Genomic DNA, 21,854 nt, shown 5'->3' with positions numbered 1-21,854 from the left:
CCCGGTTACATCGGCGATAAGTTGAGGAAGAAACGTTGCAGCCAGCCCATATTCTGCGCTTCGTTGATGTAGCCGTTGCCGACGTACTCGATGCGCGCATCCGCCACCTGGGTGGACGGAACGGTATTGGTCCCGCTGATGGTGCGTGGGTTCACGACACCCGAGAAGCGGATGAACTCAGTGCCCTGGTTAATGGCTATCTGTTTTTCACCCACCACATGTAAATTGCCATTGATCAGCACCTGGTCGACCGTCACGGTCAGGGTGCCGCTAAAGGTGTTGCTGGCGTTGGCTCCGCCTTTACCCTCAAATCCATTGCTGCCGGAGGCGCTCAGGTCAGCACGCCCATTGCCAAACAGGCCTTCGAGATAACGCGGCGTGGTATCCACACCAAAGCTGGCGTCGCCATCACGGCTGGCATTGGCCGATGAGCTCTTACTGGCGCTCACGTTTTCCTGAAGCACGATAGTCAGCGTATCGCCAACGTTGCGCGGACGGCGGTCTTCAAACAGCGGCTGGTAGCCGTAGTTAATCGGCTGCGCAGTCTGATAAATCGAGCCATTCACCATCGGTACGGGGCCGGGGATCGGCTGAGCAGTCGTTGTCCCCTGTACCAGCGGTGTGGAAGGAACCCAGGCACACCCGTTCAGGGTTAATGCCACTAAAGCCATAATCGGGTAGCTGCGCACGGCGTATTTTTGCATTGCATTCATCTTCGAAATCAGGGTTCCGGTGCGGCGGTTACCGCACCGGATAACGCCTTAGAGTTGCGTCAGTTTTTGCAGCATCTGATCGGTGGTCGATACTGCCTTACTGTTAATTTCGTAAGCGCGCTGAACCTGGATCATATTCACCAGCTCTTCCGCTACGTTCACGTTTGAGGTTTCCACATACCCCTGATACAGCAAGCCTGCGCCGTTCAGCCCAGGCGTCGTCGCGTTCGGCGCGCCAGAAGACTGGGTTTCGGTGTACAGGTTCTCACCGATGCTCTCCAGACCGGTGTCATTCATAAAGGTGGTCAGGTTTAACTGGCCAACCTGCACTGGTGCCGCCGCGCCCTGCTGCGTCACGCTGACCACACCGTCGCGACCGATGGTGATGCTCAGGCTGTTCGCCGGGATGGTGATCGCAGGCTGAACCTGGAAACCGCCCGCCGTGACCAGCTGGCCGTTCTGGTCAACCTGGAAAGAACCGTCACGGGTATATGCAGAGGTGCCGTCCGGGAGCAGAACTTCAAAGAAGCCCTGGCCTTTGATGGCGACATCTTTACTGTTGTTGGTCTGAGACAGGTTGCCCTGGCTGTGCAGACGTTCGGTGGCAACCGGGCGAACACCGGTACCAATCTGCAAGCCGGAAGGCAGCGTTGTCTGTTCAGAAGACTGTGCGCCAGGCTGACGAATCGTCTGGTACATCAAGTCTTCAAATACCGCACGCTGACGCTTAAAACCATTGGTGCTAACGTTCGCCAGGTTGTTGGCGATGACATCCATATTGGTTTGCTGGGCGTCGAGGCCGGTTTTTGCGATCCATAATGAACTGATCATAGGAAGTCCTGTTTATTAGCCGATTGACAGCAACTGGTTGGCACGTTGCGCGTTGTCATCGACGCTGCTGATAACTTTCATCTGCATTTCGAAGCGACGCGCGCTGGCGATCATGTCGGTCATGGCTTCGACCGGCTTGACGTTACTGCCCTCCAGCACGCCCGATTGCACGCGAATGGAAGGATCGGCCTGTAACGTTGCGCCACGCGTTGCTTGTGCCGTCTGGCTCAGACGGAACAGACCGTCATCGCCACGCACCACTTCACGCGCATCCGCTTTAACCAGCTTCAGCCTGCCGACCGGCGCAATGGTGTTAGCCGCATCGCCGGGGTTCAGCGCTGAAATCGTACCGTCGGCAGCGATAGTTACCTGCGCGCCTTCCGGCACGGCAATCGGTCCGCCTTCGCCAATGACCGGATGACCCTGGATAGTCAACTGGCCGGTCGGAGTCACCTGGATATTCCCGTTACGGGTATACCCTTCTGAACCGTCCGCCGTTTGAACCGCCAGCCAGCCGTCCTGTTGCAGCGCCACGTCAAGCGGGCGCGAGGTGTAGTCCAGTTGTCCAGGTGTCATATCGGCACCCGGCGTTGACGCCACCACCAGCGTACGGGTAGGCAGCGAAAGCCCCTCTACCGGTACTGCGCGCAAGGCATTGAGCTGTGCGCGAAAGCCCGGCGTGGACGCGTTCGCGAGGTTGCTGGCGGTGACAGCCTGCTGATTCAGCGTCTGGCTGGCTGCGCCCATCGCGGTATATATTGCGTGATCCATTAAGCCATCCCGTCAGGCGATTAACGCAGGTTAACCAGCGTGTTAAGGATCTGATCCTGGGTTTTGATAGTCTGCGCGTTCGACTGATAGTTACGCTGCGCGACGATCATGTTGACCAGTTCTTTACTCAGATCCACGTTTGAGGCTTCCAGCGCACCGTTGGTCAGCGCACCGAAGTTACCGGTGCCCGCCGTCCCGAGCAGCGCCACACCAGAGGAACTGGTGGCAGACCAGACGTTGTCACCTTCGGATTGCAGACCTTCGTTGTTGGCGAAGTTCGCCAGCACGATCTGACCCAGAAGCTGCGTTTTTTCGTTGGAATAGCTACCGACTACGGTGCCGTCGTCGTTAATGGCATAGCTCACCAGGGAGCCCGGCGCATAACCATCCTGGCTGATGGAAATGATGCCGCTGGTGCCCGTGTTCTGCTGCATCGAGTCCTGGAAGCTCAGGCTAAAGGTGCTGGCGGCGGAACCATTCAGGCTGTCGAGGCCAACGGTAATCTTTGCCTGAGGGTCTAAGGCCTCCAGGTTACCAGCAGCGTCATAGCTTCTAGTGCCCTCAAGCGTACCGTTGCTGGTGAAGCTCATCTGGGCAGCTTTTTCATATGTCGCACCAGCGATGCTGGAGTCCTGGGTGTAGACATCCCAGGTATTAGCAGCGGTTTTGACGTAATAAACATCGATAGCGTGGGAGTTACCCAGGCTGTCATAGGTCGTCACGGTGCCTTTTTTGTTGTAGGTGTCTGAGTTCGTCGGATCAAACGGGATGACCGTCGGGGTTGAATCCGTCGAGTTCAGGTTCATTGGCATGGACGCGGTGGTAGTGGCTTTTGCCGCCATCAGCGTGTTCGGGATGGTGATAGCAGTCGGGTTCGCACCGGTCTGCACGACCGGCGGCGTACCGGCAACCGGATAGCCCGTAATCTGCATACCCTGCATATTCACCAGGTTGCGGTTTTCGTCCAGTTTGAACTGGCCGTTACGGCTGTAATAAACCGCACCGCTACTGTCGACGACGCGAAAGAAACCGTTGCCGCTCAGCGCCACGTCCAGGCCGCGCCCAGTGTTTGTGGTAGTACCGTCAGCAAAGTCCTGCGTGATGCCCGCTACTTTTACGCCAAGACCAACTTTAGAACCGGCAAACATATCGGCGAAGGACGCAGATCCGGACTTAAAGCCATAAGTGGCGGAGTTGGCAATGTTGTTACCAATGACATCGAGGTTGGTGGCCGCAGCATTCAGGCCGCTGACCGCTTGTGAAAAGGCCATGACTTACTCCTGATAAGTTAAAGTCTTAAATAATCTGCCGTACTTCGTCGAGGGTAGTCGTACCGTAAGTACCCAAATCCAATGTGCTTCCGCTGTCACCGCGGGTCACACCCTGTACCAGCGCGAATTGCAGCGGTTGAGCAACCAACTGCGTCGTGCCGGAGCTGGCGGCGATAGAGACTTTGTAAGAGCCATCTGGTGCCGCGGTTCCATCTGTCAGCTTGCCGTCCCAACTAAAGGTGTGGACGCCAGCCGTCAGGCTGCCGATTTCAATGGTTCGCACCACAGCACCGCTTTTATCGGTAACGGTGGCGGTCACTTTATCGGCAGCCTGAGTCAGTTCAACGCCAAACGGTGTCGATGTTTCGTTACCCACCAGCACGGTTTGTCCGGGGATCATCACGCCGTGGCCAATCAGGCTTGCGGCCTGCAACGACTGGCTGTTGTCGAGCTGCCCTGAAATAGAACCGAGGGTGGTATTCAGTTTTTCAATCCCGCTAACGGTGCTGATCTGCGCAAGCTGCGTGGTCAGTTCGTTATTTTCCATCGGGTTGGTCGGGTCCTGGTTTTTCAACTGCGCGACCAGCAGCGTCAAAAAGCTGCTTTGCAGGTCGGAGGCGCTGTTTGTCCCGGTGGTGCTGGTTCCGGTGGGCGAGACGACACCGTTATTGGTCGGGTCGTTTACGTTAACGCTGATAGACATGCGGGTCCCCTTTACTGACCGAGTGTGAGCGTTTTGAGCATCATGCTCTTAACGGTGTTAAGCACTTCGACGTTCGCCTGGTAGCTGCGCGATGCCGACATGCTGTTGACCATCTCGCCCACCACATCAACGTTGGGCATTTTGACGTAGCCACTGGCGTCAGCCAGCGGGTTACCCGGCTCGTAAACCAGTTTGTCCGGTGCCTGGCTCTCAATCACATCCGATACTTTTACGCCGCCGGTGGCCTGGCCTGGTGCAGCATCGACCTGAAAGACAACCTGTTTGGCGCGATACGGCTGCCCGTCCGGTCCGGTGACGCTGTCGGCGTTCGCCAGGTTACTGGCGGCCACGTTCAGGCGTTTGGACTGCGCGGTCAGCGCGGAGCCTGCGACATCAAAGATATTCAGTAATGCCATTTAATTAGTTCCCCTGTTGCAGAACGCTCATCATGCTTTTGATCTGCCCGCCCAGCACGGTCAGCCCGGTCTGGTATTTGACGCTGTTGTCGGCAAACTGCGTACGCTCACGATCCATATCGACGGTGTTGCCATCCATAGAGGGTTGATCGGGGATGCGATAGAGCAGATCGGCGGACGGTGTGGACATCGCCTGGGCAGGAATATGACGCGAAGAGGTCAGAGCCAACGAAACGCCGCTGGTTTCAGCCCGACCACGCTCCATCACTTTTTTTAATTCACTGGCAAAATCGATATCGCGCGCCTGATACCCGGGCGTATCCGCGTTGGCGATATTTGCCGCCAGAATTTCCTGGCGCTGGGCGCTCAGGTTTAGCGCTTCTTGCTGAAAACGCAGTGCGGCATCAAGTTTATCGAGCATGGCTCCCTCACTGATGACAATTATTTAGCCAACAGCTTAAATCTCCCCTTGCAAACTTATCGCTGGAATAAGGGCAAAATGCGTCGCTATTTTTTGCGTTGATAGATTTGCCATGCGGTTAAAATCTCTTCATCTGATCAACAGGCAGGAATCTGCGATGAACACGTTGAAAGGCGGTTTAGCCGCGATCTTACTGTTAGTAACGGGCTTTTCTCAGGCGGCGGATTTACAGGCGCAGTTGACCTCGCTTTTCACGCAACGTCTTGCTGGCTTTAGCGATGAGGTGGTGGTAAATATACGCACCCCGCAAAATCAGCTACCCACCTGCGAGCAGCCTGCGCTGAGCGTGGTAGGGAGTGCGAAACTGTGGGGCAACCTGAATGTTCTGGTGAACTGCGCAGGCACTAAGCGCTTTTTGCAGGTGAACGTTCAGGCAACCGGCAACTATGTGGTGGCGGCGCAATCCGTGGCCCGTGGTAGCCTCTTGCAACCCGGCAGCGTGACATTAAAACGCGGTCGTCTCGATCAGTTACCGCCAAGAACGATGCTGGATATCGCTCAGGCGCAGGACGCGGTGAGCTTACGCGATCTCGCGCCGGGGCAGGCCATTCAGCTCTCCATGTTGCGTCAGGCATGGCGGATAAAAGCAGGCCAGCGGGTGCAGGTCGTGGCGTCGGGAGAAGGCTTTAGTGTCAACGGCGAAGGTCAGGCGCTGAACAATGCGGCGGTGGCGCAAAACGCCCGTGTGCGTATGGCTTCAGGGCAGATTGTTAGCGGTACGGTCAACGCTGATGGGAATATTCTGATTAACCTATAATCTTCTTAAAGAATCCATGTTGTCTGCCGATAAATAAGCAACGACTTAAGATATCAGGCCCGAAACGCCGCGAAACCTCCATGAGGACAACACAATGAGCATTGATCGTACATCGCCCCTGAAGCCGGTTAACACCGTTCAACAGCGCGAAACCAACGAGACTCAGACGCAGAAAACGCGTCAGGAAAAAGCCGCTACGGCAAACAGCACTAACGTTACGCTCAGCGGTTCTCAAACGAAGCTGATGCAGGCGGGTGCCAATGACATCAATATGGAACGCGTGGAACAGCTGAAAACCGCGATTCGTAATGGTGAACTGAAAATGGATACCGGCAAAATCGCCGATGCCCTGATTAACGAAGCGCAGAGTTACTTACAGAGTAAATAACCGTATGAATCGACTGTCAGACATTCTCGATCAAATGACAGTTATCCTGAGCGCTCTGAAAGACGTGATGGATGCTGAGCAAAAACAGCTTTCCGTGGGCCACATTAATGGCAGCGCGTTGCAGCGTATTACGGAAGAAAAAAGCTCCTTGCTCGCGACACTGGATTACCTTGAGCAACAGCGTCGTTCCACGCAAAAAGCGCAACACAGCGCCAACGACGATGTTGCCGATCGCTGGCATACCATTACGCAAAAAACGCAGCATTTACGCGATCTTAACCAGCACAACGGATGGCTGCTGGAAGGGCAAATTGCGCGTAACCAGCAGGCGCTGGACGTCCTGAAACCGCATCAGGAGCCGAGCCTGTACGGCGCGAATGGTCAGACCGCGTCCGCCAACCGTGGCGGAAAGAAAATCTCGATTTAACCCACGTATCATCAAGCATTTATGTTGCCAGGGGCGCCTGGCAACGTTGCTGTTGTCTTTACGCCGTCCGGCGCGCGAACTCTTTCACTTTAAAACCCAACGCCGCAAGCGTGGCGAAGTAGGCCACCACACCGACCAATACCACCGCCATCAGGCGCAGCAGACGATACGGCATAGTGCCGAGCGACCAGTCAGGCATGACGTACAGCACACCGACTAACGCTGCCGCCATGACCAGCACCGCAATCACCAGACGCAGCAGAAAACTTGCCCAGCCCGGTTGTGGGGTAAATATTTTTTGTCGGCGTAGCTGCCAGTAAAGCAGACCGGCGTTCAGGCAGGCCGCCAGACCAATCGACAGGGACAGGCCAGCATGTTTCAGCGGGCCGATAAACGCCAGGTTCATTACCTGGGTCATCAGTAGCGTGACAATGGCGATTTTCACCGGGGTTTTGATGTTCTGACGTGAGTAAAAGCCAGGCGCGAGCACTTTCACTACAATCAGCCCCATCAGCCCGACCGAATAGGCCACCAGTGCGCGCTGGGTCATCGCGGCGTCAAAGGCGGAAAATTTACCGTACTGGAACAGCGACACCGTTAAGGGTTTGGCGAGAATGCCAAGCGCCACGGCACTTGGCAGCGCCAGCAGAAAACAGAGCCGCAGCCCCCAGTCCATCAACCGGCAATACTCATCATGATTGCCGCTGGCGAAGCTTTTCGATAGCGACGGCAGCAAAATCGTCCCCAGCGCCACGCCCAGCACCCCGGACGGGAACTCCATTAAGCGGTCAGCGTAATACATCCACGACACCGAACCGGAGACCAGAAACGAGGCGAAAATGGTATTGATGATCAGCGAAATCTGGCTGACAGAAACCCCGAGAATGGCGGGCCCCATCTGCTTCACCACCCGCATCGCCCCGGCATCGCGAAAATTGATGCGCGGCAGCACCAGCATGCCAATTTTCTTCAAATGCGGCAGTTGATACACCAGTTGCAGCACGCCGCCAACAGTCACCGCCCAGGCCAGTGCCAGCACCGGCGGGTGGAAGTAAGGCGCGGCGAACAGCGCGAAGCCAATCATGCTGATATTTAAAAACGTCGGCGCGAAGGCCGGAACGGAAAACCGGTTCCAGGTATTGAGAATCGCCCCCGCCAGCGAGGCCAGCGAAATCAGCAGAATATAGGGAAAGGTGATGCGCAGAAGCTGCGAGGTGAGATTGAATTTATCCGCCGTATCGGCAAAGCCAGGCGCGGTGACGAGGATCACCCATGGCGCAGCCAGCATCCCGGCAACGGTGACAATCGCCAGCGCCAGCGTCAACAGCCCCGACACATAGGCCACGAACACCCGCGTCGCATCTTCACCCTGCTTGCTTTTATATTCCGCCAGGATCGGCACAAATGCCTGGGAGAAGGCCCCCTCGGCAAAAATACGCCGCAGCAGGTTGGGCAGCTTGAACGCCACAAAGAAGGCGTCGGTTGCCATACCCGCGCCAAAAACCCTCGCCACAATGGCATCGCGCGCAAAACCCAGCACGCGTGAAAACATCGTCATGGAGCTGACTGCCGCCAGCGATTTTAATAGGTTCATTCTGGTTTCCATAAGACACAACGCCTGCAATGCAGGCGTTGGTATACAGCGAAGCGCTTAGTCTACAGGGAAAAAGGCGAATTACTATCGCCAGATGTTACACGCCATTATTCACTCATGGCGTCGCGCCAGAGCTTCTCCACCACGCGCTGGGCGAGGATCGCCTGTTCGCCTGCGGTTTCCGGAACCGTCTGATTTTGCACGCACTCAATAAAATGGCGTGCGCATCCGGCAAAACCGCGTTGTTCAAGCACGCTCTGCCAGCCCGCCACTGGACGGGCAATCACCCCCTGCCCGCGCTCTTCTCGCCACTCGCGCATATCCGTAATATCCACCAGCCCGCCGTCGGTCACCGCCTGGATCAACTCCCGCTGACTGCCTGCCCGGCGGTGCATACTGGTCGTGATTTGCAGATGTTCAACGCTGAAATGGTGTTCGGCATAGATCATTGCGCCGTCATCATGGGTCTGCAAGGTGCCGCTTTGTAACTGCGCGGTACCGCCTGCCAGCCAGAGTGCGGTATCCACCACATGCAGGTAATCATCGAGTAGTGTAAAGCGCAGATCCTGCGGCCCGACGCTGTCGGTGCGGTGTTTATCCATGCGTAATGACGCAGCCTGCGGCATCTGCTGTTTCAGTTCGCGATAGAGCGGCGAGAAACGGCGGTTAAAACCCACCATCAGCGTCAGCTTTTTACGCGCCGCCAGCTCGACTAACCGCTCGGCATCTTGCAGATTTTCCGCCAGCGGTTTATCAACGCAGACATGCACACCCAGGTTGAGCAATTCACTGACTACCGCATAATGCGAAGCCGTTGACGTATGAACAAACACCGCGTCGCACTGCGCTGCCAGTGACGCCAGTGAATCCGCATAAGGCATGCGCCAGGTTTCGCACACGCGCAGGGCTTTTTCCCGCGTCGGCGACCAGGCCGCCGCAAGCGTCCATCCCGTTGCCGCGCCTAATACCGGTAACCAGGCTTTTTGCGCGATGCCGCCAAGCCCGACTACGCCAATCCGTAATGTCGTCACTGTTAATCTCCCAAATGTGCGAATAGCAGGCAGCCAATCACCCGGGCTTCCTGATACTTCATCGTTGCTCCTTAACGACCGGGGGTCCATTCTTGCGCGGTTAATGCCGTGAGCACGTGATCGCGCCACTGCCCATCAATCAATAAATAGGATTTGGCATAGCCCTCTTTTTCAAACCCGAGTCTCGCCAGTAGATCCCCACTGCGTTTATTGTGCGGCATGTAGTTTGCCATTATGCGATGCATGTGTTGCGTGCGTTGCATATAGCGGATCGCGGCCGTCAGCGCTTCAAACATTAATCCCTGTCCCTGCCACTTTTGCCCGATGGAATAACCCAAATAACAAGCGTGAAACGATCCGCGCACCACATTTGAAAAATTCGCCACGCCGATGATTTCTTTTTCGTCGGGATCGAACAGCGCAAAATAAAATGCCGAGCCTTGTTTATGGAATTCATTGATCATGCCGAGGCGCGCCTGCCAGCCGGAAGGATAACAATGGCTCTCGTCGCGCACGGGTTCCCAGGGTTTTAAAAACTGGCGATTTTCCGCGTAATAATCCGCAAGCCGCCAGGCATCGCGCTCGTGAACCAGGCGCACCACTAATCTGTCTGTTACTAAGCGTACTTTCGGCACATTACTGCGATAGCCAAACATGTCTTACCACTCCTTCGTTTCGCGGCTTTTTTTAACCCCGTGCGTTTAACTATACCGTTGCTCTGCCGCTGCGGGAAAACAGCAACATAGCATTTTTTGCATTAATCGCCATTTTCGATGAAAAGTCTCAATCAAAGACTGATTTTGATAAAAAAATATTGTTACCGTGAATATGTGAAAACGGTTGCCAAAGCCGCAAAATAAGAGCGTCTTATCTCTCATAATTCCCCGGAGGGGAAATGGCGCGCATCTCGCAGGCAAGGAGCCTGGGTAAATATTTCCTGCTTGTTGATAACATGCTGGTGGTACTCGGCTTTTTTGTTGTCTTTCCCCTGATTTCCATTCGTTTTGTTGATCAACTAGGTTGGGCCGCCTTAATGGTCGGCATTGCGCTCGGTTTACGCCAGTTTATTCAGCAGGGTTTGGGCATTTTCGGCGGTGCGATTGCCGACCGTTTTGGCGCTAAGCCATTAATCGTGACCGGCATGCTGATGCGCGCAGGCGGTTTCGTGGCGATGGGCGTTGCGCATGAACCATGGATATTATGGCTCTCCTGCATTCTTTCCGGGTTGGGTGGCACATTATTTGACCCGCCGCGGTCCGCGCTGGTGGTCAAACTGGTGCGTCCGAACCAGCGCAGCCGGTTTTTCTCACTGCTAATGATGCAAGACAGCGCCGGGGCGGTGATTGGCGCACTGCTCGGCAGTTGGCTGCTGCAATATGACTTTCGCCTGGTGTGCGCGGCAGGTGCGTTGATGTTTGTGCTCTGCGCCGCGTTTAACGCCTGGCTACTGCCCGCGTGGAAACTGTCGACGGTGAAAGCGCCGGTGCGCGAAGGCCTGGCCCGGGTGCTGCGTGATAAAAAGTTTGTCACGTATGTGCTGACGCTGACGGGCTACTACATGCTGGCGGTGCAGGTGATGTTGATGCTGCCGATCATGGTCAACGATATTGCCGGTTCACCGGCGGCGGTGAAATGGATGTACGCCATTGAAGCCTGCTTATCGCTAACGCTGCTCTACCCGATTGCCCGCTGGAGTGAAAAACGTTTTCGCCTTGAGCATCGCCTGATGTTTGGCCTGCTGGTGATGTCCTTCAGCCTGTTGCCGATTGGCATGGTGGGCACGCTGCAACAATTGTTCACATTGATCTGCACCTTTTATATCGGGTCAATTATCGCCGAACCGGCACGGGAAACATTGAGCGCGCAACTGGCTGATTCCCGTGCGCGCGGCAGTTATATGGGCTTTAGCCGCCTGGGTCTGGCCTTCGGCGGCGCGCTCGGTTATGCCGGGGGTGGCTGGCTATTTGATGCCGGAAAAGCCTTTAACCAGCCGGAATTACCGTGGACCATGCTGGCCGTCATCGGCCTGACAACCTCGATGGCGCTGTTATGGCAGTTTGGTCAGAAGCGCGTACGCCCACCGATGCCCGAACCCGGGGTCTGATTTGCGCCTCACTTTGCCCTCTTCCATACTGGTAACTGATGGATAAACCAGTATGGAGGAGAAACGTGAAACTCTACATTTACGATCACTGCCCTTTCTGTGTTAAAGCCCGCATGATTTTTGGCCTTAAGAACATCCCGGTTGAACTCAATGTGCTGCTCAATGACGATGAAGACACGCCGACCAAAATGGTTGGTCAGAAAATGGCGCCTATTCTGCAAAAAGATGACAGCCGTTATCTGCCTGAAAGCATGGATATTGTGCATTATGTCGACAAACTCGACGGCAAACCGCTGCTCACCGGCAAGCGCAATCCGAAGGTGGAAGAGTGGCTGCGCAAGGTGAATGGCTATGTGAATAAGCTATTGATCCCGCGCTTTGCCAAAGCTGCCTTTGATGAGTTCTCCACGCCACAGGCACGGGCGTATTTCGTCGCTAAAAAAGAGGCAACCATCGGTGATTTCGCCGAACATCTCGCCCATTCACCAGGCCTTGTGAAAAATATCAGCGACGATCTGCGTGCGCTGGATAAGCTCATTGTGCAGCCCAATGCCGTGAATGGTGAGTTGTCAGAGGACGATATCCACCTCTTCCCGCTGCTGCGTAACCTGACCATTGTTAGCGGCATTACCTGGCCGTCTAAGGTGGCAGATTACCGCGACAATATGGCAAAACAGACGCAGGTTAACCTGCTCTCCTCAATGGCTATCTAAGCTGTTAACGGCGGAAGCGACAGGCTTCCGCCTTCCGTTTAAGTATTTTCCGCTAGCCTTTGCGCCGTGTGTGACGCATGCTACACCCCGATCGAGGCATCAGGACCACGTTGAGGAATTCATGAAGAAGATGATTTTTGCCGCTGCATTATTGGTGAGCGGTGTGCTGGTGGGTTGCAATCAGTTGACGCAATACACCATCAGCGAACAGGAAATTAACCAGGCGCTGCAAAAACGTAATGACTTCGCCAAGGATATTGGTGTACCGGGTGTGGCCGATGCACATATTGTTCTCAACAATCTGACCAGTGAAATTGGGCGTGAAGAGCCGAACAAAGTGACCTTAACGGGCGACGCGAATCTCGACATGACGTCCCTCTTCGGTAACCAGAAAGCTATTATCAAACTGAAGCTAAAAGCACTGCCGGTGTTTGATAAAGAAAAAGGCGCAATTTTCCTGCAAGAGATGGAAGTGGTGAATGCGACAGTCACGCCGGAAAAAATGCAGGCCGTTTTACAGACCGTGATGCCGTATCTGAACCAGTCGTTGCGTAACTACTTTAATCAACGCCCTGCCTATGTTCTGAAAGAGGACAGCAGTAAAGGCGAAGCGCTGGCGAAAAAATATGCCAAAGGTATTGAGGTGAAGCCAGGTGAAATTATTATCCCGCTTACCGACTGAATCCCAGGGCGCGCGATGCGCCTTTTTTTTCAGGAAAAGGGTGCAAACGAAAACGTTTCCCCTTATGCTTGGTCTCCGGCAAAAACACCTGTTTCTCACCCAGCCGGAGCCTTCCAATGACACAATCCCAGGTTTTGAAAATCCGCCGTCCTGACGACTGGCATGTCCATTTACGTGACGGTGATATGCTAAAAACCGTGGTGCCGTGGACCAGCGAAACCTACGCTCGCGCCATTGTCATGCCCAACCTTGCTCCTCCTGTCACCACCGTCGATGCCGCCATTGCCTATCGCCAGCGCATTCTTGATGCTGTGCCTGCCGGGCAGCGCTTTGAGCCGCTGATGACCTGCTACCTGACCGACAGCCTGAACGCCGATGAAATTGAGCGCGGTTTTAATGAAAAGGTGTTCACCGCAGCAAAACTTTATCCGGCCAATGCCACCACCAACTCCAGCCACGGCGTAACCAGCATTGATGCCATTATGCCGGTGCTGGAGCGCATGGAAAAACTGGGCATGCCGCTGCTGGTGCATGGCGAAGTGACGCATGCTGAAATCGATATTTTCGATCGCGAAGCGCGCTTTATCGACACGGTAATGGAGCCGCTGCGCCAGCGGTTGCCGGGTCTGAAAGTGGTGTTCGAACATATCACCACCAAAGATGCCGCAGAGTACGTGCGCGATGGTAATGAATTGCTGGCAGCGACCATTACCCCGCAGCATCTGATGTTTAACCGCAACCATATGCTGGTGGGCGGTGTGCGCCCGCATCTCTACTGCCTGCCTATTCTGAAGCGCAATATCCACCAGCAGGCGCTGCGTGAACTGGTCGCCAGCGGATTTGATCGCGCATTTCTCGGCACCGATTCCGCCCCACATGCCCGCCATCGCAAAGAAGCAAGCTGCGGCTGCGCAGGCTGTTTTAACGCGCCGACCGCACTCGGCAGTTATGCCACCGTGTTTGAAGAGATGAACGCATTGCAGCACTTTGAAGCGTTCTGCTCCCTGAACGGGCCGCGTTTCTATGGCCTGCCGGTGAATGACACCTTTATTGAACTGGTGCGTGAAGAGAGCGTTGTGCCGGAAACCATTGCTTTGCCGGAAGATACATTGGTGCCATTCCTGGCAGGCGAAACTGTGCGCTGGCGCGTGAAGCGTTAAAAAAATCTGTTCCCCCCTGTTGTAAATAGTCTGAGTTAACTGTATAAATATCCAGTACATTACACAGGGGGCCGTTATGCGTATTGAAGTGACGATTGCCAAAACCACATCCTTACCGCCGGGTGCTATCGACGCGCTGGCTGGCGAGTTATCCCGCCGTTTGAATAATTGCTATCCCGATCGCGAAAATAAAATTTCGGTTCGTTATGCCGCAGCAAATAATCTTTCCGTTCTCGGTGGCGCAAAAGAAGATAAAGACCGTATCAGCGAAATCCTGCAAGAGACCTGGGAGAGCGCTGATGACTGGTTTATCACCGATTAATTTACTTTAAAGATTGTTCTTATTGCCGGGTCGCCCCGGCTTTTTTGTATTTTTTTTAAGCAAACCATTTGCAAAAGAATTGTTCAGTAAAAATAGTTGCTTAACATAACGTCTTGTTATTCAGAAAAATCAACGCGCGCAAAAAAGATGTTGCAGAGTGTTTATTTTTTCGCTCAGAGGGACTGTTTCCTGGTATACTAAAAAAGCTTCAAATTAAAACACGCATTGAACCTCGAAAGTCGTTGTCTAATTAAACACGCTAATATGGGGGTTATGATGGTAAAGAATAATGAAGTCATCCAGACCCATCCACTGATTGGATGGGACATCAGCACCGTGGATAGTTACGACGCCCTGATGCTCCGGTTGCATTACCAGACCCCAAACAGAGCCGCTCAGGAAGAGACCGAAGTCGGCCAGACGTTGTGGTTAACGACCGATGTTGCCCGCCAGTTTATTTCTATTCTCGAAGCGGGCATTGCCAAGATTGAATCAGGCGATTACCAGGAAGATGAGTATCGCAGGCATTAGTCATAATGCGTCCATACTTCACAACAGGCACCCTTGCGGTGCCTTTCTTATTTCCGTCCTTGTATAACGCCCCCGGCTTATTTACCCTCCTGAAGACGCATTTGCTGGAGAAAACCATGAAGTACGATTTGATTATTATCGGCAGCGGCTCTGTCGGCGCGGCGGCGGGATATTACGCCACCCTAAGCGGGCTAAATGTGCTGATGACCGATGCGCATTTACCGCCGCACCAGGAAGGCAGCCATCACGGCGATACGCGTTTAATCCGCCATGCTTATGGTGAAGGTGAAAAATATGTCCCGCTGGTATTACGCGCGCAGACGCTTTGGGATGAACTGACCACAGAGAGTGGCGAAGCGGTATTTGAGCGGACCGGCGTCATTAATATTGGCCCGGCAGATTCCACTTTTCTTGCCAATGTTGCGCAAAGTGCAGAGCAGTGGAAGCTGACGCTGGAAAAACTCGATGCACCCTCGCTGATGGCGCGCTGGCCAGAAATCCGCGTTCCGGAGAATTATATCGGCCTGTTTGAAACCGACTCCGGCGTGTTGCGTAGCGAGTTGGCGATTAAAACCTGGATCCGTCTCGCAGAACAGGCTGGCTGTGCGCAACTGTTTAACTGCCCGGTCACCGCCCTGCATCACCATGAGGACGGCGTCAGGATTGAAACGCCAGAAGGCACATTCCACGGTAAAAAGTTGCTGGTCAGCGCAGGCACCTGGGTGCAAAAGCTGCTTCCTGCCCTGCCTGTTCAGCCTGTGCGTAAAGTTTTCGCCTGGTTCCAGGCCGATGGGCGTTACAGTACCAAAAACCACTTTCCAGCCTTCACCGGCGAAATGCCAAACGGCGAGCAATATTATGGCTTTCCTGCTGAAGAGAACGAGCTAAAAATCGGTCGTCATAATGGTGGCCAGATGATTGATGATGCCCAACAGCGCACCCCGTTTGGCGCAGAGCCGACCGATGGTTCCGAGTGCTTTGGTTTTCTGCGCCAGTTTCTGCCCGGCATCGGCGGCTGCCTGTACGGTGCGTCCTGCACCTACGATAATTCGCCAGATGAAGATTTTATTATCGATACCCTGCCCGATCAGCCGAACACGCTGGTGATCACCGGTCTAAGCGGCCACGGTTTTAAATTCGCACCGGTACTGGGTGAAATCGCCAGCGCATTTGCGCAGGGTAAAAATACGCCTTTTGATTTGCAGCCCTTTTCGCTTGCCCGTTTTGGCAAATAATCCACAAGCGGCCTCCATGCAGGCCGCTTTTATCTTTATGGTCGCCACACTCGAACTTATTTATCTCTTTTTGGAATAATAAAAAAGCTGACAAAAGTTGACATTGATTTAATAAAATATAATTTTAGTGCAATAATTTTGAACATATCAAAAATGTGCCAACTCCCTACAAACCCTATTTATTCTGCATAATAGCCGTTACCCGTCTAATAACCTGAATGCAAACAGACAAAATCATTCAAAAAATATGATATAGAAAAAATAACAATTTAATTCGCATTTTTTGAGTTGCATTATTATCGCGCCCCCGCCATTTTAAATTAACTTTTGATTAACCATGATTAACAATTATGCAATTACATAACTCTCCCGTGCGCTATGGGGTTATTTCCATGACGCTCCATTGGCTCATTGCAATTGTGGTGTATGGCATATTCGCCCTGGGGCTGTGGATGGTGACGCTTAGCTATTACGATGGCTGGTATCATCAGGCTCCCGAGTTGCATAAAAGTATTGGCGTTCTGCTCATGTTCGCGCTGGTCATCCGCGTTATCTGGCGTTTTATCTCCCCGCCGCCACCGCCGCTCAGCAGCTATTCCCGATTGACGCATATCGGCGCGGTTGTCGCCCATATCGCCCTTTATCTCTTGTTGTTTGCCATTGTATTCAGCGGTTATCTGATTTCGACCGCCGACGGCAAACCGATTAGCGTGTTCGGGCTGTTTGATATTCCTGCAACGCTGGCGGATGCCGGTTCGCAGGCGGATCTGGCAGGCACTGTTCATCTGTGGCTGGCATGGAGTGTGGTTGTGCTTTCCGTTTTGCACGGCCTTGCCGCCTTTAAACACCATTTCATTGATAAAGACGCCACTCTCAAGCGCATGCTGGGAAAATCGTCACCTGACTCTGGAGCATAATATGAAGAAGATCCTGCCGGGACTCGCTCTCGCCTCGCTGCTGTTTACTACCGGTTCGGCTATCGCTGCGGACTACAAAATCGACAAAGAAGGGCAACACGCCTTCGTTAATTTCCGCATCCAGCATCTGGGCTATAGCTGGTTGTACGGAACGTTTAAAGATTTCGACGGTACGTTTACCTTCGACGAAGCGAATCCCGCCGCCGATAAGGTCAATGTCACCATTAATACCAACAGCGTGGATACCAACCACGCCGAGCGCGATAAACACCTGCGCAGTGCGGAGTTTCTGAACGTGGCGAAATTTCCGCAGGCGACATTTACGTCAACGTCAGTGAAAAAAGAGGGCGATGAGCTGGATATTACCGGCAACCTGACGCTCAACGGCGTGACCAAACCGGTAGAACTTGAAGCGAAGCTGATTGGCCAGGGTGACGATCCGTGGGGCGGCGTACGCGCGGGCTTTGAAGCGTCCGGCAAAATTAAGCTGAAAGACTTTAATATCACCACCGATCTTGGCCCGGCATCGCAGGATGTTGAGCTGATTATTTCGCTAGAAGGTGTGCGTCAGAAGTAAAAACAGTGGAGAGGGTTTCCCCTCTCCTGTTGTCTTATTCCGGGTCCGGGATGCCCAGTTTGGTGTTCAGGCGACCGCGTGATTTGTTGAAGATTTTATTGCCGTTTTCCCGACCGGCACGGCGTTTGCGCTGCTCTTCTTCCGGCAACATGCTCTCTTCCAGGCACTGCTCGCTGCAACAGCCGTTGAATTTCTCAGCACAACTCGGGCACTGAATAAACAGCAGATGGCAACCGTCGTTACGGCAATTAGTATGCATATCGCACGGTGCGCCGCACTGGTGGCAATGCGCGATAACGTCATCGGAAATGCGCTCGCCCATACGCTCGTCGAAAACGAAATTTTTGCCGATAAAGCGGACCGGCAACCCTTGTTCACGGGCGCGGCGCGCATATTCAATAATGCCGCCTTCGATATGCCACACTTTGCTGAAGCCGTTATGCTTCATCCACGCACTCGCTTTTTCGCAGCGGATCCCGCCGGTGCAGTACATGACAATCTTCTTATCTTTATGCTCCTGCATCATCTCAACCGCTTTCGGCAACTGTTCGCGAAAGGTATCGGCAGGGATTTCCAGCGCGCGGTCGAAATGGCCCACTTCATATTCATAGTGGTTACGCATATCAATGAAAATCGCTTCAGGATCGTCGAGCATCGCGTTCACTTCTGCGGCTTTCAGATAGTCCCCGACATTGCTGGCATCGAAGCTTTCATCGTCTATACCGTCCGCCACGATCCGATCGCGCACCTTCATGCGCAGCACCCAGAAGGATTTGCCGTCATCATCAATGGCGATATTCAGACGCAAACCGTCGAGCGCCGGATCGAAGGTATAAAGCGCCTGACGGAAAGCATCAAACTTGCTTTGCGGCACGCTGACCTGCGCGTTAATGCCTTCATGGGCGAGATAGACGCGCCCAAAAACGCTCAGTTGCGCTAATGTCTGATACAGCGCATCGCGCGTCGCTTTCGGGTCGACGACCGAAAAGTACTTATAAAAGGAGACGGTAACGCGCGGCTCAGTTTCGGCGAGCATGCGGGCTTTCAGTTCATCATTGGAGATGCGGTTATGTAACACTGGCATGGTGTACGTGTCCTGCAAGAGTGGAGAATGAAAAAACGGCGGCATCATAAAGCAAATACTGATAATTTACATCCCCACATTTTGCGCTACATTTTCACTCATTCAGATCACCCCGTACGACAATTCCTGGAAAAAGAGACGCCCTGATTTTGGTTAATTTCGGAAATAGTGCGAGAATACAGGGAATTGTAGTTTTTTACAGGACAGTCATGACGTATTTACCCAAATTTTCGGCATCGCTGCTGCACCCCCGCTACTGGGCAACCTGGTTCGGAATTGGCATGCTGTGGTTGGTCGTTCAACTCCCCTATCCCGTTATTTATCGCCTCGGCTGCGGCATTGGTTACTTTGCGCAACGCGTGATGAAACGCCGAGTCATCATTGCGCGTCGCAATATTGAGCTCTGCTTCCCGCAAATGAGCGAAGCAGAACGCGAGAAAATGGTGGTTAAAAACTTCGAGTCTGTTGGCATGGGCCTGCTGGAAACCGGCATGGCCTGGTTCTGGTCCGATCGCCGTATGCGCCGCTGGATGGACGTTTCAAACTTTGAACATGTGCGCAACGTGCAGGTGCAAGGGCGCGGCATTTTGCTGATTGGCGTGCATTTCTTAACCCTGGAAATCGGGGCACGCATGTTTGGCTTAAATGAGCCGGGCATTGGCGTTTACCGTCCCAATGACAACCCGGTTATCGATCTGCTGCAAACCTGGGGTCGTATGCGTTCCAATAAAAGCATGATCGACCGTAAAGACCTCAAAGGTATGATCCGCGCCCTGAAAGCGGGCGACGTTGTCTGGTATGCGCCAGATCATGATTACGGCCCGCGTGCCAGCGTCTTCGCGCCATTCTTCGCGGTAGAAGAAGCCGCTTCCACTTCCGGCACCTGGATGCTGGCGCGCACATCGCAAGCCTGTATCGTCCCTTTTGTTCCTCGTCGTAAACCAGACGCCAAAGGTTATGAGTTGATCATGCTTGAGCCAGAGTGCTCACCACCGCTGGACGATGCACAAACCACCGCCGCCTGGATGAATAAAGTGGTTGAGCGCTGCATTTTAATGGCCCCTGAGCAATATATGTGGCTGCACCGCCGCTTCAAAACCCGCCCCGAAGGGGTGCCATCCCGCTACTGATTCCTTAAATAGCCCGCATGAATGTGCGGGTTTTCTCCTCCTTCCTTCGCTTTCCGCCCGGCCCCGGCGCTTTCTTACGCGCAGTAAAGATTTTTCAAGTCTGTATAAGAACTCCCCCACCCACAGAAGGCCTCTGTCTGCTTGTTGTTTTTCACTTGACGGAAATAATAGCAACCACATTATTAACAGGCGAATCGTCTTTTTCCAGGAAGGAAACCCTATGAAAATTCTCCTACTTTGCAGTGCGTTTAATGGCTTGTCTCAACGTTTTTTTGTTGAACTGACCGATGCCGGACACCAGGTGGCGGTCATTGTTTTCGCTAATAATGAAGACCTTGAACAGAGGCTAAAAGACGACCCGCCCGACATCATCATTGCGCCGTTCTTAAAACGCGCCATCCCTGAGCACGTCTGGCAGCAATTCAAATGCTTTATCCTGCATCCAGGCATTATCGGCGATCGTGGCCCAAGCTCTCTCGACTGGGCCATCCTTGAAGGATGGAACGAATGGGGCGTCACCCTGCTTGAGGCCAATGCGGTAATGGATGCAGGCGACATCTGGGCCACGCGCACGTTCCCCCTCCCGCCGATGGCAAAGAGCCAGATTTATCGACACCTCGTCACAGACGCCGCCGTGGCCTGCTTATGGGAGCTTATAGACAAACTGAACGCCGGGCAGCAGAAAGGCGAGCCCCTTGATTATGCCAGCGCATACACGCGGGGACGTGAGCGAAAGCCCGTGACCACAGCCGCACGTACCCTCGACTGGAACACCGATACCACCAGCACACTTCTGCGTAAAATATGGGCCAGTGACAGCATACCGGGCGCATCCACCGTGCTTGCTGGCGTACCGGTGCGCGTTTTTAATGTCTGGCAAGCGGATGCGGATGTCGCAAAAATGCGCGGGCGCTCAGGTGATATTTTCGCGCGCTCAAAGGATGCCCTTTGCGTGGCAACAGCGGATGGCGCGTTATGGATTGGACATTTGCGTCGCACAGATGACCATCCGCTAGCCCAGGTAAAACTGCCGGCAGCGGTGGTACTGGCTCAGGAACTGCCCGCGCTTGGGCCGTTGGCAACTTTGCCTGTAACGCATCCCGACAGGGCATGGCTGGAACGCCGCGGTCGAATCGGCATCCTCCATTTTCCGCTGCTAAACGGCGCATTCACGACCAATGATTCGCTGGCATTATGCGCTCTGTTCGGGCAAGCCGCACAAGACACGAGCCTGGATGCCATTATTCTTGCCGGCGGGGACGATTTCTGGTCAAACGGTATTGAGCTTAATTCCATTCACGTAGCGGATAATCCCGCCGAGGAGGGATGGGCTTCGATCAACGCGATTGACGATCTTGCCGCGGCGATCCTCGCCTGCCATCACAAACTGGTCATCAGTGCGGTCAATGCCAACGCCGGCGCGGGCGGTGCCATGCTCATGCTGGCAGCCGATCGGGTCATGATGCGATCTGGGGTGGTTATCAACCCGCATTACAAAACGATGGGGCTGTTTGGTTCCGAACTCTGGACGCTCACCTTACCGTGGCGAGTCGGGGCAGAAATGGCCCACGCGCTGACCGAAAATTGTATGCCGCTTAGCGCCCGCCATGCCGCATCGATTGGCATGGTTGATAGCGTTATTGACACTTCCCGCTCAGCGTTTCTCGAAACGGTTATCGCCCAGGTTTCTGAGATGATTTCACCTGCACAATTGCCCATATACCAGCAGGAAAAACTGCTTAACCAACATGCCATGCGCCATGAACGCTCACCGGATAATTACCGCCGGGAAGAGCTGGTAAAAATGCGTGCGAACTTTTTCGATGATGATCTGAATTTTTCATCGCGCAGAAAGGCGTTTGTAATGAAACACCCCCCCTGCAAATTGCCCGATCATTTGCAGCGATATAACCTCACTTGCTCCACTCCAGCGCCGGAAGCGTGCGAATGTCAGCAAGAAAGTTAGTGCGGAATTTGACGCTCGTAACACGAGCGTCTATAGATTTCTGCATGCCT

Annotated in this window: 25 protein-coding genes; 14 read left to right on the top strand and 11 right to left on the bottom strand. The window is 53.9% G+C overall.

Features of this window, described 5'->3' with window-relative positions:
* Positions 1–5: 5 nt before the first annotated feature.
* Genes Q5705_00210 through flgB form a run of 7 tightly spaced genes read right to left on the bottom strand, consistent with a single transcriptional unit; the run spans position 6 to position 5,126 of the window.
* A complete protein-coding gene (locus tag Q5705_00210) occupies positions 6–704 on the bottom strand; it encodes a flagellar basal body L-ring protein FlgH (protein WLI77029.1) in 699 nt (232 codons plus the stop codon).
* 57 nt (positions 705–761) lie between these two features.
* Positions 762–1,544, bottom strand: a complete 783-nt coding sequence (gene flgG / locus Q5705_00205) for a flagellar basal-body rod protein FlgG (GenBank protein WLI77028.1) — start codon at positions 1,542–1,544, stop codon at positions 762–764.
* A 15-nt stretch (positions 1,545–1,559) separates the two neighbouring features.
* Positions 1,560–2,315 (bottom strand): flagellar basal body rod protein FlgF, encoded by a 756-nt coding sequence (locus Q5705_00200; GenBank protein WLI77027.1) that lies wholly within the window; start codon positions 2,313–2,315, stop codon positions 1,560–1,562.
* 20 nt (positions 2,316–2,335) lie between these two features.
* Positions 2,336–3,586 carry a flagellar hook protein FlgE gene (flgE, locus tag Q5705_00195; protein ID WLI77026.1) on the bottom strand — a complete coding sequence of 417 codons (1,251 nt, stop codon included), beginning with the start codon at positions 3,584–3,586 and terminating at the stop codon, positions 2,336–2,338.
* A gap of 25 nt (positions 3,587–3,611) precedes the next feature.
* The gene (flgD, locus tag Q5705_00190) at positions 3,612–4,289 is read right to left on the bottom strand and encodes a flagellar hook assembly protein FlgD (protein WLI77025.1); all 678 of its coding nucleotides are present in this window, start codon (positions 4,287–4,289) and stop codon (positions 3,612–3,614) included.
* Between the two features lie 11 nt (positions 4,290–4,300).
* Complete coding sequence (flgC, locus tag Q5705_00185; protein WLI77024.1) at positions 4,301–4,705, bottom strand: flagellar basal body rod protein FlgC; 405 nt, start codon at positions 4,703–4,705, stop codon at positions 4,301–4,303.
* A gap of 4 nt (positions 4,706–4,709) precedes the next feature.
* On the bottom strand, positions 4,710–5,126 hold the full coding sequence (gene flgB, locus Q5705_00180) for a flagellar basal body rod protein FlgB (GenBank protein WLI77023.1): 417 nt from the start codon (positions 5,124–5,126) through the stop codon (positions 4,710–4,712).
* 157 nt (positions 5,127–5,283) lie between these two features.
* On the opposite strand from flgB, the gene flgA reads away from it, so the two are divergent.
* The 3 genes from flgA to flgN all read left to right on the top strand — a co-directional run bounded on the left by flgA (position 5,284) and on the right by flgN (position 6,758).
* Positions 5,284–5,943, top strand: coding sequence for a flagellar basal body P-ring formation chaperone FlgA (flgA, locus tag Q5705_00175; protein ID WLI77022.1), 660 nt, complete (start codon positions 5,284–5,286; stop codon positions 5,941–5,943).
* Between the two features lie 94 nt (positions 5,944–6,037).
* Positions 6,038–6,331, top strand: a complete 294-nt coding sequence (gene flgM, locus Q5705_00170; protein WLI77021.1) for a flagellar biosynthesis anti-sigma factor FlgM — start codon at positions 6,038–6,040, stop codon at positions 6,329–6,331.
* 4 nt (positions 6,332–6,335) lie between these two features.
* The gene (gene flgN / locus Q5705_00165) at positions 6,336–6,758 is read left to right on the top strand and encodes a flagella biosynthesis chaperone FlgN (GenBank protein ID WLI77020.1); all 423 of its coding nucleotides are present in this window, start codon (positions 6,336–6,338) and stop codon (positions 6,756–6,758) included.
* Between the two features lie 58 nt (positions 6,759–6,816).
* Here flgN and murJ read toward each other — a convergent pair whose 3' ends face one another.
* The 3 genes from murJ to rimJ form a co-directional block, all read right to left on the bottom strand.
* The gene (gene murJ / locus Q5705_00160) at positions 6,817–8,352 is read right to left on the bottom strand and encodes a murein biosynthesis integral membrane protein MurJ (GenBank protein WLI77019.1); all 1,536 of its coding nucleotides are present in this window, start codon (positions 8,350–8,352) and stop codon (positions 6,817–6,819) included.
* A gap of 107 nt (positions 8,353–8,459) precedes the next feature.
* Positions 8,460–9,383 carry a Gfo/Idh/MocA family oxidoreductase gene (locus Q5705_00155; GenBank protein ID WLI77018.1) on the bottom strand — a complete coding sequence of 308 codons (924 nt, stop codon included), beginning with the start codon at positions 9,381–9,383 and terminating at the stop codon, positions 8,460–8,462.
* A gap of 71 nt (positions 9,384–9,454) precedes the next feature.
* Entirely contained in the window at positions 9,455–10,039 is a 585-nt protein-coding gene (rimJ, locus tag Q5705_00150) for a ribosomal protein S5-alanine N-acetyltransferase (protein ID WLI77017.1), read from the bottom strand.
* 239 nt (positions 10,040–10,278) lie between these two features.
* Between rimJ and mdtH the strand changes: the two genes are divergently transcribed.
* From mdtH to Q5705_00105, 9 genes are all read left to right on the top strand, one after another.
* Positions 10,279–11,487 carry a multidrug efflux MFS transporter MdtH gene (mdtH, locus tag Q5705_00145; protein ID WLI77016.1) on the top strand — a complete coding sequence of 403 codons (1,209 nt, stop codon included), beginning with the start codon at positions 10,279–10,281 and terminating at the stop codon, positions 11,485–11,487.
* 65 nt (positions 11,488–11,552) lie between these two features.
* Complete coding sequence (gene grxB / locus Q5705_00140; GenBank protein ID WLI77015.1) at positions 11,553–12,200, top strand: glutaredoxin 2; 648 nt, start codon at positions 11,553–11,555, stop codon at positions 12,198–12,200.
* A gap of 121 nt (positions 12,201–12,321) precedes the next feature.
* Positions 12,322–12,882 carry a lipoprotein gene (locus tag Q5705_00135; GenBank protein WLI77014.1) on the top strand — a complete coding sequence of 187 codons (561 nt, stop codon included), beginning with the start codon at positions 12,322–12,324 and terminating at the stop codon, positions 12,880–12,882.
* Between the two features lie 116 nt (positions 12,883–12,998).
* Positions 12,999–14,042, top strand: coding sequence for a dihydroorotase (gene pyrC, locus Q5705_00130; GenBank protein WLI77013.1), 1,044 nt, complete (start codon positions 12,999–13,001; stop codon positions 14,040–14,042).
* Positions 14,043–14,118: 76 nt separating this feature from the next.
* Positions 14,119–14,364, top strand: coding sequence for a DNA damage-inducible protein I (gene dinI / locus Q5705_00125; GenBank protein WLI77012.1), 246 nt, complete (start codon positions 14,119–14,121; stop codon positions 14,362–14,364).
* A 276-nt stretch (positions 14,365–14,640) separates the two neighbouring features.
* A complete protein-coding gene (bssS, locus tag Q5705_00120) occupies positions 14,641–14,895 on the top strand; it encodes a biofilm formation regulator BssS (protein WLI77011.1) in 255 nt (84 codons plus the stop codon).
* A gap of 116 nt (positions 14,896–15,011) precedes the next feature.
* Positions 15,012–16,130, top strand: a complete 1,119-nt coding sequence (gene solA / locus Q5705_00115; GenBank protein ID WLI77010.1) for an N-methyl-L-tryptophan oxidase — start codon at positions 15,012–15,014, stop codon at positions 16,128–16,130.
* A gap of 350 nt (positions 16,131–16,480) precedes the next feature.
* Entirely contained in the window at positions 16,481–17,047 is a 567-nt protein-coding gene (locus tag Q5705_00110; protein ID WLI77009.1) for a cytochrome b, read from the top strand.
* A gap of 1 nt (position 17,048) precedes the next feature.
* Positions 17,049–17,624, top strand: coding sequence for a YceI family protein (locus tag Q5705_00105; GenBank protein WLI77008.1), 576 nt, complete (start codon positions 17,049–17,051; stop codon positions 17,622–17,624).
* A 34-nt stretch (positions 17,625–17,658) separates the two neighbouring features.
* Here the strand turns inward: Q5705_00105 and Q5705_00100 are convergent, their stop codons facing one another.
* Positions 17,659–18,708 carry a rhodanese-related sulfurtransferase gene (locus tag Q5705_00100; GenBank protein ID WLI77007.1) on the bottom strand — a complete coding sequence of 350 codons (1,050 nt, stop codon included), beginning with the start codon at positions 18,706–18,708 and terminating at the stop codon, positions 17,659–17,661.
* A 209-nt stretch (positions 18,709–18,917) separates the two neighbouring features.
* Here Q5705_00100 and Q5705_00095 point away from each other — a divergent pair, with 209 nt between their 5' ends.
* Positions 18,918–19,838, top strand: coding sequence for a Kdo(2)-lipid IV(A) acyltransferase (locus Q5705_00095; protein ID WLI77006.1), 921 nt, complete (start codon positions 18,918–18,920; stop codon positions 19,836–19,838).
* A gap of 220 nt (positions 19,839–20,058) precedes the next feature.
* Positions 20,059–21,804, top strand: a complete 1,746-nt coding sequence (locus tag Q5705_00090; GenBank protein ID WLI77005.1) for an enoyl-CoA hydratase-related protein — start codon at positions 20,059–20,061, stop codon at positions 21,802–21,804.
* Positions 21,805–21,854: the final 50 nt, after the last annotated feature.

The organism is Kosakonia sp. H02, from assembly GCA_030704225.1.
Taxonomy (GTDB): Bacteria; Pseudomonadota; Gammaproteobacteria; order Enterobacterales; family Enterobacteriaceae; genus Kosakonia.
This window is presented reverse-complemented; position numbering and strand designations above follow the sequence as displayed.